Origin of the sequence: Alcaligenes sp. SORT26, from assembly GCF_017377875.1 — a bacterium.
GTDB lineage: Bacteria > Pseudomonadota > Gammaproteobacteria > Burkholderiales > Burkholderiaceae_B > Alcaligenes > Alcaligenes parafaecalis.
Window position 1 is genome coordinate 849,151 of record NZ_CP070975.1, and the last position, 12,700, is coordinate 861,850.

A 12,700-nucleotide genomic window follows, 5' to 3' on the forward strand; every position below is an offset into this window, starting at 1 on the left:
GCCTTAAAGTTAACTGCCGCGTACAACCCGAAAGGTTGCGGCAGCTTTCACCAGCAAGCGATCTTTCTCGTCGTAGCCACCGCCTTCACAATAGGCTGTATCACCTTCCAGATACAGGCATTTGGCCTTGAACCAGACATCGCTACGCGCAGGCAATAGAAACTGTGAGTTCATGTCTATGGTGGCCATGCCCGAGCCAGGGCGTTGAGCCCGTGCGGCGGCGCTAAGGGTAAAGTCCAGAATGGCCATCAAGGTTCCCCCGTGCACATCGGCACGGGAGTTGGCATTGCAGGCTTGCCAGGGCAGAAAGGTGATCACTTCCTGCTTGGTGCTGCTGACGGTTTGCAGGCCCAGATGCTGCATCAGAGGGATATGAGTGCCGAAAAAATCCTGTTTGGGCTGCGCCAGTTCGGCCTGCAAATGCTTCATGGGTTCAGTTTTTGCTTCACTTGTGCGGAAACCATGGACATATCGGCACGGCCTGCCAGCTTGGTTTTCACCAAACCCATGACTTTACCCATCAAGGCAGGGCCTTGCGCGCCATCGGCTTGAGCCTGGGCAATGGCATCAGCAATGGCGGCATCCACTTCTGCGCTATCGGCTTGCTGAGGCAAGTACTCCTGCAGAATCTGCAATTCAGATTTTTCTTTGTCGGCGCTTTCTGTGCGGCCTGCCGATTCAAAAGCCTGAATGGATTCGCGGCGTTGTTTTACCTGCTTTTCGATGATGCTAGTTACTTCGGCATCGCCCATCTCGATACGTTCGTCCACTTCGCGTTGTTTGATCGCAGCTTGCAGAAAACGCAAGGTCTCCAGGCGTCCGCTGTCGCGAGCGCGCATCGCCGTTTTAATATCTTCAGCTAAACGGGTTTTGAGTGTTTGACTCATGGTGGTTCCTGGTTGAACGGGCAAAGCGCTAGTTTAACGCAGCGCGGGGGTCGGGAAAAATCCGAGATGAGAATTTTGTGATGGGCAGTAGAAGGGGAGCCTGCTATTGAAAATCCCGGCTGCGGGCGACCAAGTCCCCAATCAGATGATTCATCGTCACCAGACGGCGGGCAATCAGATGGCAGACGGCCCCGTCGCGTTGCCAGACGCCATACACGCCCAGCAAACGGGATTGCAGCAAGGCCTGGGATTGTTCCTGTGCCAGCTCTTCTCGCACAATGACATTCACACTGCCAGTTTCATCTTCCAAGGTCACAAAGACGGTTCCTTTGGCTGTGCCGGGCCGTTGGCGGGTGGTGACCAAGCCACAAGCCCGCGCCAGACGCCGATCAGGACAATGCTGGTTCAAGTGTTCGGCTGTTAAAAAGCGCATCGGCTCCAGTTGCGTACGTAGTAATGCCAAGGGGTGGCGGTTCAGGCTAAGTCCTACCGCCTGATAATCGCTAAGTACTTCTACGCCCAGGCTGGCACGCGCCAAGGTCGGTGTAGTGTCTGGCGTTTCAGCATGACTGAGCAAACCCGGCTGACTGGGACGTCTTGCATCCCAGACGCTCTGGCGGCGTTGGCGATAGGCGCTACGCAAGGCATGGGCTTGTGCCAATGCTTGCTGGTCGTGGGCTGACAGGGCTAGTTCCTGGCGCAAGCAGGCCAGATCCAATGTTTGCTCCGGGTGGGTTTGCCGGTAGCTAACGATGGCTTGTGCGCCATGCTGGCTTAAGCCCTTGACCATATGCAGGCCCAGGCGCACCTGACGAGGGCTGCCGGGTTCTGAACACACATGGCTGTCGAACCTGCTGTATTGCACATCCACCGGCAGCACGTGTACGCCGTGACGGCGTGCATCCTGGACCAACTGACTGGGGCCGTAAAAGCCCATAGGCTGGGAGTTGAGCAAGGCAGCCAGGAAATGATCGGGATAACGTGCTTTCAGGTAGGCACTGAACCAGGCCAGTTTGGCAAAGCTGGCTGAATGACTTTCGGGGAAACCGTATTCCCCAAAGCCACTGATCTGATCAAACAAACGTTGGGCGAATTCCGGTGCATAGCCTTTGGCGGCCATGCCATCCAGCAGCTCTTGCTCGAAAGGCCCTAAACCACCCCGACGACGCCAGGCAGCCATGGCCCGACGCAAGGCATCGGCTTTGTCCGCCGAGAAACCGGCGGCCTCCATGGCCAATTCCATGGCTTGTTCCTGAAAGATAGGCACGCCCAAAGTACGTTCCAGCACATGACGGATTTCGGGGGCGGGGTAGTCGACTTTGCTGTGATCGCGGCGACGTTCCAGATAGGGATGCACCATGCCACCTTGAATGGGTCCGGGGCGCACAATTGCTACTTGCACAACCAGGTCATAAAAACACTCGGGACGCAGACGTGGCAGCATGCTCATCTGGGCGCGGGACTCGATCTGGAACACGCCTATGGTGTCGGCCCGCCGTATCATCCGAAAGGTTTTAGAGCTCTGTAATGGAATGTCCTGCAAGTGAAACGGTTCGCCCTTTTGCTGGCTGATGCTGTCCAGACAACGGCGCAAGGCACTGAGCATGCCCAAAGCCAGAATATCGACTTTCAACAGACCCAACACATCCAGATCGTCCTTGTCCCATTGCACGACACTGCGCCCGGGCATGGCGGCATGTTGAATAGGCACCAATCGGTTCAGGGGCGTTTGTGAAATCACAAAACCGCCCGGGTGTTGGGACAGGTGGCGCGGGAAGCCCATCAACTGACGAGTCAGAGATAGCCATTGATGGGCCTGCTCCGGCGGGCATTCTGGAAAGCGTGACAGGACTTCATCCTGGATATGGGTGTCTTTAAGCCAGGCCCGATCGCATTGAATCAAGGCCTCGATCAGGGCCTGAGGAATACCTAGCGCTTTACCCGTATCGCGCAAGGCACTGCGTCGCCGATAGGTGGTGATGACGGCCGTCAAGGCTGCCCGTTGACGACCATATTTGCGATAAATGTATTGGATGACTTCTTCGCGGCGCTGGTGCTCGAAGTCCACATCAATATCCGGTGGCTCGGCTCGTGCACGACTGATAAAACGGGCAAACAGAGTATGGCTGCTGGCCGGGTCGACCTCGGTAATGCCCAGGCAATAACACACCGCAGAGTTGGCTGCCGAGCCCCGGCCCTGACACAGAATTCCCTGGCTGCGTGCATAGCTGACGATATCGTGCAAGGTCAGGAAATAAGACTCATAGCCCAAATCTTCAATCAGGCTTAACTCCTCTTGTAGCCGCTTGTGCAAACTGGCGCTGACGCCTTTGGGGTAACGAACTTGCGCCCCGCGCGCGGTTTCCTGACGCAGGTAATCGATGCCACTCATCCCCGGCGGAACAATCTCGATCGGGTATTCGTATTTGATTTCACTTAAGGAAAACTGGCACAGGTTCTGAATGAGGTCGGTCGTCTCACGCAGATCGGCCGGGTATAAATTGGCTAGCTGAAAACGGCTGCGTAGATGATGCTCGGCATTGCTGGCCAGAGACCAGCCACATTCCTGTACTGGTGTTTTTAACCGTATCGCCGCCAGCGTGTCGTGCAAAGGCTGGCGGGAGCGTACATGCATATGGACACCCCCCAAGGCCGCACAACGTAAACCACAGGCTTGCGAAGCCAGACGAACGGCACGTAAATGGTGCATGTCCTGATCGCGCCGGTGCAGGCTGACACCTAAAAACAGACGATCGGGAAATAGTTCCAACAGGCGCTGGGCCTGATGTTGAATGTGTGTGCTGCTCAAGCCATAAGCGGGTTTGTAAATGACCAGACAGTCTGGCAAAACCTGATTGAGTTCGCTTGGACTGGCCTGCTGCAAAAAAGACCAGTCAATGCAGGCCTCCTGTTTCAAATCCAGCGACTGATGCAAATGAGAGATGAATTGGCACAGATTGCCGTAGCCCTCTTTATTGCGGGGCAGTATCAGGAGTTCGTGGGCCAGCCTGTCGTCGCAGGTATTCGTGTCGATGTTCTTGGTGTGTGTGGCCGTGGTTTCCCAAGTTCCAGTAAACCGAAAGCGACTTCCCACCAGAAACCGAATCTCCGGGTGCAACTTGGCCTGGGCATAGGCGCGTACAACCCCGGCCATGGAGGCGTAATCACATAAAGCCAATGCCTTATAGCCCAGCTCTACCGCACGGCTGATCAGTTCTTCAGGGTGGGAGGCACCATTCAAAAAACTGTAGTTGGACAGGCAGTCCAGCTCGGAATACAGCAGATCGATGGGATTCATCCAAAGACTCCGTGCAGATACCACGCGTGTTCCTGGCTTAAATCCCGATACACCCAATACAGCCGTCCTTGCGGACATTGGGCAATAAAGTAGTCCCGTTGTTGATGTCCGGAGCCACTCCACCACGCGGTTTGCACCCGTTCCGGTCCTTGAATCAAGCGCAGGCGCTGATTGTCCAGGCAAGGAGACTGATGATCGTGTTGCAAGGGCTGAGCCGGGTCCAGCATCCAGCAGGGACGTTGCAAGGCGGGGGCAAGTGCGCAGTCAGGCGGGTCGGCTTGCAAGGCTAACCATCGGTTTGCTTGCTCGGGCAGATAGCTGGCTTGAGCAGCAGGGGTCAGAATCTGCTCGGCTCCCAGCCTGGCCTGCAAGCGTTCCAGAAGTTGCTGGTCTTGCTCTTGCCAGTGGCGGGCGTCTGGAAACAGGCTGCTGGCATGGGTTTGACGCGGGTGCAGTTGTTGCGCTGTCAACACAAGGCTTTGCACTGCTGCCTGCAAGTGCAGTTGCTGAAATTGTTCCTGCCACACAGGTAGAAAATCCTGGCTGCGCCAGCAAGATCGAGCCATTTGTAGTTCTAAGGACGTGGCGGTGGGGGAGTCTTTATATCGTTCGGTGTGCAGTACCAGTTCCAGCCGCCCGCAAGCGAGTTGGTATTGATTTAGCCAGCCCTCCAGCTTGTTCAGCATCCGGTTCACACTGCGTAATACGGCCGTTTTGTTATTGGATGGGGTATCCAGTTCAAGGCGATGCGTAAATTGTGGAGCCGCGTGTACCCAATCCAGGGCCCAGCTTTGTGTGCCGTAGGCTTGATCCAGTTGCAATAACAGCGGGCGCAGACCGCGTTGAGACAGACCGTCACGAGGCAATTGATGCAATTGGCCCAAGGTATGACAGCCCAGATTGTCTAGCCACTGCAATTGGTCGGCGGGTGGAGACAGCAAATGGATAGGTAAAGGACTCAGGCAGGCGTGCAAGCGCCGCCAGCAACGCCGTTGCGGACGCTTGGATAAGGCCAGCAGACAGGCGGCTCGGGCGGTGGGAGCCAGGGCCAGACGCGGCGTCAGGATAAAGGCTTGCAGATCAGCCTGGATGCTTCTGTACAGGCTGCGTACCCCCCCAAACAGCCGGATGCTGGCATTGATGTTCAATACCCATAAATCGGCTTGAATCCGTGCCAGTTGAGGGCTGTAGCGCAGTAACACCGCCTGAATCCCATCCTGCTGTTCGGAGCTACCCTCAGGCGTAAGCAGGTTCTGGGGTAGGCGCAGGCACAGGTACATGGGACGGGATAGCCGCAGGCGGCATCAAAGTGTGGTGAAGCGCTAAGGCAATGCTATCCATGCACGGTGGCCCACGCCGTTTGCGGATATGAACATCCAGCCAGGGCTGTCCTTGGCTGTCTTGTCGTGTTTGTAGTTCCAGACGTAAAGAGGCTGGACTATTGGATTGGCTGTGACTAGGGCGCAAGCAAAAAAACAGGCTGTCACTGTGGCTGGCCAAAAGCTGTAATTGGCGCAAGGAAGCCAAAGGGACATGGGCAGGTAACCAGGTCAGTACGGCTGCACAGTGTCCATGACGCAAGGCCTGGGCACTGGCCCACAAGGTGTCGTTCAGGTGTTGGCTACGTATCCAAAGCAGGCGGGCGGGCAAGCTTCCTTCCTGGGATGGAGGGTGCTGGCTTGCTGGAGTACCGCGCCAAAGCTGCTGCACAGGCTGATAAGGCGGTGCCACCAGAATGCGCAAACGCTCCGCCTGCAAGGTGTTCAAGACGGGCAGCAACAAGGACAAGGCGCTGCTATTTAAGGGGGCCTGAAGTTCGATAAGACTGCCTACAGGCCACCCTCCACCGGGTAACTGGGCATCTAGTGCATCAAAGCCGCTGGGCAAGCAGGAGCCTGCGGTATGCGCATAATGTTTGCCTGTCCAAAGCGAGGGATGGAGGTCTAAAAGGGAACGAAGTGAGTTGGCCATGTGCTTGCTCCTATTGCTGTATAAATATACAGTAAATCTGTTTGGGAGCAAACTGGGCATCTGTTTCAAAGAGGATCTTTTATATACTGTGGCCTTCTGTTTGGCGCCTCTGCATGAATTCTCCTACTCCTTCTCGCCCTGGTCGTTGCACACAGTGTCAGCGCCCGCTAACGCGTTGTCTGTGTCCTTTGATTCCTTCAATTGAAGCAGCTTGTTCCGTATTGATCCTGCAGCATCATTCCGAAGCCCGGCATGCGCTGAATACGGCGCGTCTGGCGTATCTGGGCTTGAAAGGAACGGAACTCTGGGTGGGGGAGTGTTTTGAGGATCTGGACGCGCGTCTGGCCCAAGCCCGTCAGCCGGTGCTCTTGTTTCCGGGGCCAGAGGCCCAGGTGGCGGGGGCGAAGCCCCAGGGAGAAAAGCCGGATTTGATTGTGGTGCCGGATGGTACCTGGCGCAAGGCTCGCCTTATTTTGCATAGCAATCCGGCCTTGCAGACCGTGCCGCGCTGGGTGCTGCCTGAAGGAGAGGTTTCGCGTTATCGGCTGCGTAAAGCGCCGGACCCGCAGGCGGTGTCGACCTTGGAGGCCATTGTCCGTGTCATGCAGATCATGGAGCCAGGGCGAGATTTCAGCCCCTTGTTACGGCCTTTCGAGCATTTGATTGAAGAGCAGATCCAGGCCATGGGCCTGGATACCTATCAACGTAACTATCCTACTTCCAGGTAAAGTTCAGCTCGCGCGACTGGCCTTCGACGATAGAGGCCTGGCGTTCCTGGGTTTGGCCCTGGTAGGTGGCAAACACCTTGTAATTGCCGGGGGACAAGCGGACCAGGCAGTAGGGGCCGTCGATCAGGCTGTTCAGGACGGTTTGGTCGGTGCTGCTGCGGATCACTAGCTGCACATCCGAGATATAGCCCACACGCTCGCCCTGATTGGCGGAGAAGTTCACCGATAGGGGAAAGGTGTTGCGCACCATGCGAAACAGTTGGGCTTCATCGCTGCCTATGCCGCCGCTGATGTACTCGGTCGAGCCGTAGTATTGGCTGGGTGGCAGTTCCTGGGCATGCACAATGGGGCTGCTCAATAAGGCCAGCGACATGGCAATGCCGATCAATGAAAGACGAGGACTCATGAGATTTCCTTGCTGGAAGTAGGGTGGCTAAGCGGGCCATCAATGGCCCTGTTGCTGTTATGGACGTTTTTGGGGACCGCGCAGGGATGAAAACCTGGCCAGGACACCGGCCAATCATGCTGACGGCTTACTTGGGCATCGGCATTGAAACTGCGCTCGCGCAGCAGGCCTTGCCCCTGCTGATTAATCGCAATCACGGTGGTGCAGCGGGTGCCGTAATCGGGGCTGACAATAAACGGGCTGCTTAACAGGCGTTCGTGCTCCAGGCTTAAGCCGGTCTTGGGCAGATCTGTATCGGGGGCGACTTCCTGATTGCGCAAACCCTGAAACAAACTTTCAAAAGCGGGTTCTGAGCCATCAAAATGCTGTGCCTGCAGGGTTTCTTTCAGGAACAGGCTTTTGGGCCAGGGTGTGTTGAGCCAGGCATTGCTCAAGACATGCACGCCCGGCTCAAGAATGTGTGGGCTGCCGTCGTGATGACGGTTGCTGTAATAGCCCAGACGCAAGGGCTGGTCGCCCGTGGGCCACTGCAGCACAAACAGATTAAAGCCTGCGTAGTCGGCCCCTTGCAGGGCTAGCTGTTCAAGATAATCTTTGGGAGAGCGCTCATCGCGCAAAAACTGCGGGATTAACTCTCCGCGAGAGCGCTGCTGACCGGTTTTACTGCCGGGGATTTCCCGATAATTGGTGAGCAGGGCCAAACGTCCGCGGTTTTGCGTCAAGCCTAGCCAAGTTCCTCCGGCCAGCAGATCCCGACCCGCCAGAATGTCAGGCTCGTCTTGCCAGGGCTTGGCAGCCTGGCTGGGGCGAGCATGATATTCGTCGCGATTGGCGGCAATAATCAGCGGCCAATCTGCATTAACTCCGACGGCGATATAAGCGATGCACATGTGCCGATTGTAGGATGGCTATGTAGGCTTTGGTAGCCAAAGAGCCGCCAAGTTCCGTTTTTTTTCTCGCTATTGAGAATACTAATAGTGACTTGGTATAGTCGCATCACGGTGAAAGCACGCCTGATCCATGACTGTGTCGAAGACCTTGAGGCCAGGATAGAACCTACCTGAATGGCGAGTAAGCGCTTAAGTGGATGAATAGTCCCGAGCCAGACGCACCACGGTGACACCAGGGCGAAGTTGACGCAGAGAAGGCATCACCAAGGTGCAGTTGTCGTAGGGGGTCAATAAGGGCTGGCCATCGGCATGGCCTATTGTGCTGCCTGCTTTGGGCAAGGTCTCCAGCCCCTGCCAGTTCTCGGTGAAGCTGACCTGCATGGAGGGGGCGACCAGGGCATGGGTGACCTGCAGAACACGTTGCTGATCGGGATCGGCCCGACGCCAGGCTGAGGGCAAGTCTGTGGCATCGACAATCTCTGAGGCCAGCAGGAAACGGGCTATCAAATCCAGGGCGATGTCGGGCGTATCGGGGTCGCCATGAAAGCCGCACTCCAGAAGCAGGGAACAAGCCTCATGGGCCTCCGGGTCCGCAAAGCGGCCGTAATCGCGCATGCGTACGCCATCTTTATGGCCGGTATCCACAATCACATGCTCGGGGGCTCCCAGAGTTCGGGCCAGTTCGATATTGCGTGGCAAAGGACCGGTCAGCAACAAGGGGGCGCTGGGTTCATGCATGGAGTGCAGGTCCAGGAGCCAGTCGGCCTGCTCCAGCCACGGCAAAATAGCCTGGGCGCGGACTTGTTCCCGTGTTTGCTGTAGGGACAGTTTCTGATCACTCCAGACACGGTTCATGTCCTCGTCCACATAGCGGCTGGCATCGTGCTGCGCAGGATCAAAACGGTCAAAAGCGTCCAGATTGCAAAAGGCCAGAATCAACTTGCCTCGACGTGGCTGTAATTGACTGGCTAGCAGGGTTTTCAAGGCCCAGGCGCCGCACAGCTCATTGCCGTGTATCAAGGCGCTGATCATGACATTGCGGCCAGGTTTGCCAGAGTCCAGACACCAAACGCCAGGAACGCCGGTATTGCCCTGACGCTCTTGGGAAATGTCAGGGAAAGAAAGGGAGAATTGCATGGTGATGACTCCATCGCCCCAGCCACAGGCCGGGGCGCATGTACTTTATTCGGCTTGCAGTTTGGCCAGTTCGACGAGACGGGCGTATTTCTCGACCTCTTTAGCCTGAAACTCCGCTGCGTTCATGCCGGGGGCGTACAGCGTTGCGCCATTGGATTGCATTTTCTCTTGCAAGGTGGGGGACTCCAGGCTGCTGTCCAATGCTTGACGCAAGGTCGTGGCGACGGATTCTGGCAGCCCTTTGGGAGCATACAAACCAAACCAGACGTTGATATCGACTTTTTCAAAGCCGGGAGTGTCTGCCAGCGGTGGAATTTCCGGGGCAGCGGGGGAGGCATGGGTTTCGGTAATGCCCAAAGGCACAATCGCACCGGCTCGGGCTTGTGACAGGCCCGAGGACAGGACCAGGTAGGCGGTGTCCAACTGTCCGCTCATCAAGTCCGATACCAGTGGTGGTACACCCCGGTAGGGCACGTGCATGGCGGTAGTGCCGGTAGAGGCATTCACCATTTCACCGGCCAAGTGCAGGGTGGTGCCTACGCCGGAGGAACCAAAACTAAAGGCCTCAGGTTTGGCGGCCCGCAGTTTCTCGGCATAGTCTGCGGCGGAGCGAATACCGGATTCTTTGGAGGCTGCCAGCAGCAAGGGCTGGGAGGCAATCATGCCAATGGGTGTGAAGTCCTTTTGCCCGTCGTACCGCACGGCCTTATTGATCATGCCCGCGATGATCATCTCGTTGGTGGAACCCAGCAATAAGGTGTAGCCGTCTGCTGCCGCACGCTGTACGCGTTGGGCGCCGATGGTGCCGCCAGCACCGCCTGCATTTTCAACCACAACGCTTTGCCCTAAACGGCTGCTGAGTTCTTCAGCCAGCAGACGGGCGGTTAAATCAACGCTGCCGCCAGCGGGGTAACCCACGACCAGGGTCAGGTTGCGTGAAGGATAGGTGTCTGCATGGCTGATCGTGGCCTGCAGCAGGCTACAGGTGCCTAGAACCGCCAGAACCAGTCCGCGCTTGGGTATGGAAAAAGACATGATGTGCTCCCCGTTCGATGGATAGGTCTTCAGCAAGCGGCCAGTGCGGGCGCTTCGGACCTGTTTATCCTTAGTTATGAAAGGGTATTGTGTCTGCTGTGGTGAATCGTGATGTGCCGTTACAGCACATCTTCGTGCTGTTTGTGGTTTTGATTGTTTAGCGACTGTGCTGAGTGAAGGCCCAGACGGATTCAGCCAGATCGGAGAGCTGGGCGCGGGAGCGATACAGGCGCACCTCAAAGGCAATCTCATCGCCTTTACCGCCCAATTGCACTAACGTGCCGCGACGGCATTCATTGGCAATCATGGATAGTGGCAACCAGGCCACGCCCATCCCTTTCAGCACCGAACCCATTGCGGTATCCAGAGAATCACAGCGCACCGTACTGACCAAGGGATAAGGGAAGTGATGCAGCTTGTCGCCCAGGATGCGAGCCATGGCCAGGCCACCTGAATAAGAAATCAAGGGAACGCTGCGACCGCCATCGGCATTCAATTCATACAAGGGAGTGCCGTTCTTGCGCCGCTGACAGGTGGGCACCAGCTTGTCGGTGGCGATCGTCATATAGGTCACTTGCTCGGCCAATAATTCGATGGACAAAGCCGGGTGTTCATAGCAGCACAGAAAGTCTGTTTTACCTTGAGCCAGCAGCTTGGCCATATCAGCCATCATGCCAGTGCTGATATCGATGGGGACATGCGCAGACAAAGGTGCCTGGCTGCCTTTTTGAAGACGGCTGACCCAGTCTGTGACCAAGGTGCGAGCCAGGCTGCGGCCTGTAGCGATACGTAAAGAGCCTTGCCCGGCCTGATCCGAGGTTTGTAGTTGCCGCCGCACGCGATTCAGTTGCTCCAGCACCTGGTTTGCTGTGTTGTAGAACACCTGACCTTCCGGTGTCAGGCTGATGGGCAAGCTGCTGCGCTCCACCAATGGCGTTCCGACCCAGGCTTCCAGAGCGCGTATGCGACGTCCAAAGGCCGGGTGCGTGACATGACGCTGTTCTGCCGCCCGTACAAAGCTGCCAGCGCGTGCCAGCGTAACGAAGTCTTCAAGCAGTTTGAGCTGGGACATGGGCGGGCCTTTTTATCGTGCTGGACTCAGGATCAAGGCCAGCCAGTAATTGTTATAAGACGGCTGTAAAAACGCCCCAAAACCGGGCCAGATGACCGGGTGTTGGGGCGCTTAAGACCAGGACTGCTCAGGCGCAAGCAAAGTGCTTAGAGCATGGCCAGACCGTTGGATTTTTCAACCAGATCGCGAATACGAACGGCATCGCCAATACGCGAATAACGACCGGAGGAATTCAGCAGCACAATCGCCACTTCCCGGTCTTCGATCTTGGTCAGCATCACCAGACATTCACCGGCTTCATTGATGAAACCGGTTTTGGATACCTGAATATCCCAGTTCGCGTTCTTCACCAAACGGTTGGTGTTGTTAAAGACCAATTGGCGACCGCGCACCGGTTGTACGGAGTATTGATCGTTGGTGGTGTATTGCTGAATGCGGGCGTGCTGGCTGGTAGCTGTCAGCAGCTTGACCAGATCGCGCGGGCTGGCCACGTTATCGCTGGACAAACCGGTGGGTTCCACAAAACGGGTATTGCGCATACCCAAAGCACGCGCCTTGTCGTTCATGGCACGAACAAAAGCGGGCAGGCCACCGGGATAGTTGCGACCCAGTGCATGGGCAGCACGGTTTTCCGAGGACATCAGGGCCAGATGCATCATGTCGGCCCGGCTCAGTTTGGAGCCGACGCTAAGACGCGAGCTGGAATGTTTGACGCGGTCTACATCTTCGTCGATGATCTCCAGCACTTCGTCCATAGGCAAGCCGGACTCAGCCACGACCAGGGCCGTCATCAACTTGGAAATAGAGGCAATGGGGCGGACGGCGTCACTGTTCTTCTGGTACAGCACGGTGGACGATTCCAGATCTTGCACAAAGGCAATTTCGGAACGCAGCGCGGCGTGCTGGATCAGGGCGTCGTGTTTCAGGGCGTTCAGGGCGCGGCGGCTATCGTTCTCGCTGTAGCTGATGGGCTGCAGGTTTTTCTCGAAAACCAGATGCGGGACGTTATAGCTGATGGCGGCTGTTGCTTCGTCCAGCGTGGACGGTTCAGCCAAAGCCAAGGTTTGCGCCAGGGACGAAATCGAAAAAGGCGCTAAAAATAAAACACATAGCGCACGGTGCATGAATTTATTTGTTCTGGTCTGAGGCATTTTTCAGTTCCCGGAGGGCGAGAAACAGAAGGGCGAATAGAATTTATGCGCTTATGCTACCAGAAAAAATCCTCTTTATATTAGTATCTTACGGCTCAAAGTTAAAAAAAATTTAAGATATCTGC

12 protein-coding genes are annotated in these 12,700 nt (G+C 56.4%); 1 reads left to right on the forward strand and 11 read right to left on the reverse strand.

Features of this window, described 5'->3' with window-relative positions:
* Window positions 1-9: 9 nt before the first annotated feature.
* From JYG33_RS03990 to imuA, 5 genes are all read right to left on the reverse strand, one after another.
* On the reverse strand, window positions 10-429 hold the full coding sequence (locus tag JYG33_RS03990) for a PaaI family thioesterase (protein WP_207874691.1): 420 nt from the start codon (window positions 427-429) through the stop codon (window positions 10-12).
* A complete protein-coding gene (locus JYG33_RS03995) occupies window positions 426-887 on the reverse strand; it encodes a GatB/YqeY domain-containing protein (RefSeq protein ID WP_207874694.1) in 462 nt (153 codons plus the stop codon). The genes JYG33_RS03990 and JYG33_RS03995 overlap by 4 nt, the downstream gene beginning before the upstream one ends.
* Window positions 888-990: 103 nt before the next feature.
* Window positions 991-4,185, reverse strand: a complete 3,195-nt coding sequence (locus JYG33_RS04000) for an error-prone DNA polymerase (RefSeq protein ID WP_207874698.1) — start codon at window positions 4,183-4,185, stop codon at window positions 991-993.
* On the reverse strand, window positions 4,182-5,465 hold the full coding sequence (locus tag JYG33_RS04005; RefSeq protein WP_207874700.1) for a DNA polymerase Y family protein: 1,284 nt from the start codon (window positions 5,463-5,465) through the stop codon (window positions 4,182-4,184). Before JYG33_RS04005 ends, JYG33_RS04000 begins: the two co-directional genes overlap by 4 nt.
* On the reverse strand, window positions 5,422-6,156 hold the full coding sequence (gene imuA, locus JYG33_RS04010) for a translesion DNA synthesis-associated protein ImuA (protein WP_243430266.1): 735 nt from the start codon (window positions 6,154-6,156) through the stop codon (window positions 5,422-5,424). Before imuA ends, JYG33_RS04005 begins: the two co-directional genes overlap by 44 nt.
* Before the next feature lie 113 nt (window positions 6,157-6,269).
* On the opposite strand from imuA, the gene JYG33_RS04015 reads away from it, so the two are divergent.
* Window positions 6,270-6,884 carry a DTW domain-containing protein gene (locus tag JYG33_RS04015; protein WP_207874706.1) on the forward strand — a complete coding sequence of 205 codons (615 nt, stop codon included), beginning with the start codon at window positions 6,270-6,272 and terminating at the stop codon, window positions 6,882-6,884.
* Here the strand turns inward: JYG33_RS04015 and JYG33_RS04020 are convergent.
* The 6 genes from JYG33_RS04020 to pbpG all read right to left on the reverse strand — a co-directional run bounded on the left by JYG33_RS04020 (window position 6,871) and on the right by pbpG (window position 12,548).
* Window positions 6,871-7,290: a carboxypeptidase-like regulatory domain-containing protein gene (locus JYG33_RS04020; protein ID WP_207874709.1), complete on the reverse strand. Its 420-nt coding sequence runs from the start codon at window positions 7,288-7,290 to the stop codon at window positions 6,871-6,873. The genes JYG33_RS04015 and JYG33_RS04020 overlap by 14 nt on opposite strands.
* Window positions 7,287-8,180 (reverse strand): NRDE family protein, encoded by an 894-nt coding sequence (locus JYG33_RS04025; protein WP_207874712.1) that lies wholly within the window; start codon window positions 8,178-8,180, stop codon window positions 7,287-7,289. The genes JYG33_RS04020 and JYG33_RS04025 overlap by 4 nt, the downstream gene beginning before the upstream one ends.
* A 189-nt stretch (window positions 8,181-8,369) precedes the next feature.
* Window positions 8,370-9,317: a succinylglutamate desuccinylase/aspartoacylase family protein gene (locus tag JYG33_RS04030; RefSeq protein ID WP_207874716.1), complete on the reverse strand. Its 948-nt coding sequence runs from the start codon at window positions 9,315-9,317 to the stop codon at window positions 8,370-8,372.
* Window positions 9,318-9,362: 45 nt separating this feature from the next.
* On the reverse strand, window positions 9,363-10,352 hold the full coding sequence (locus tag JYG33_RS04035) for a tripartite tricarboxylate transporter substrate binding protein (protein WP_207874720.1): 990 nt from the start codon (window positions 10,350-10,352) through the stop codon (window positions 9,363-9,365).
* A 157-nt stretch (window positions 10,353-10,509) separates the two neighbouring features.
* Window positions 10,510-11,424 (reverse strand): LysR family transcriptional regulator, encoded by a 915-nt coding sequence (locus JYG33_RS04040; RefSeq protein WP_207874723.1) that lies wholly within the window; start codon window positions 11,422-11,424, stop codon window positions 10,510-10,512.
* A 146-nt stretch (window positions 11,425-11,570) separates the two neighbouring features.
* Window positions 11,571-12,548 carry a D-alanyl-D-alanine endopeptidase gene (gene pbpG, locus JYG33_RS04045; RefSeq protein ID WP_243430267.1) on the reverse strand — a complete coding sequence of 326 codons (978 nt, stop codon included), beginning with the start codon at window positions 12,546-12,548 and terminating at the stop codon, window positions 11,571-11,573.
* Window positions 12,549-12,700 lie beyond the last annotated feature (152 nt).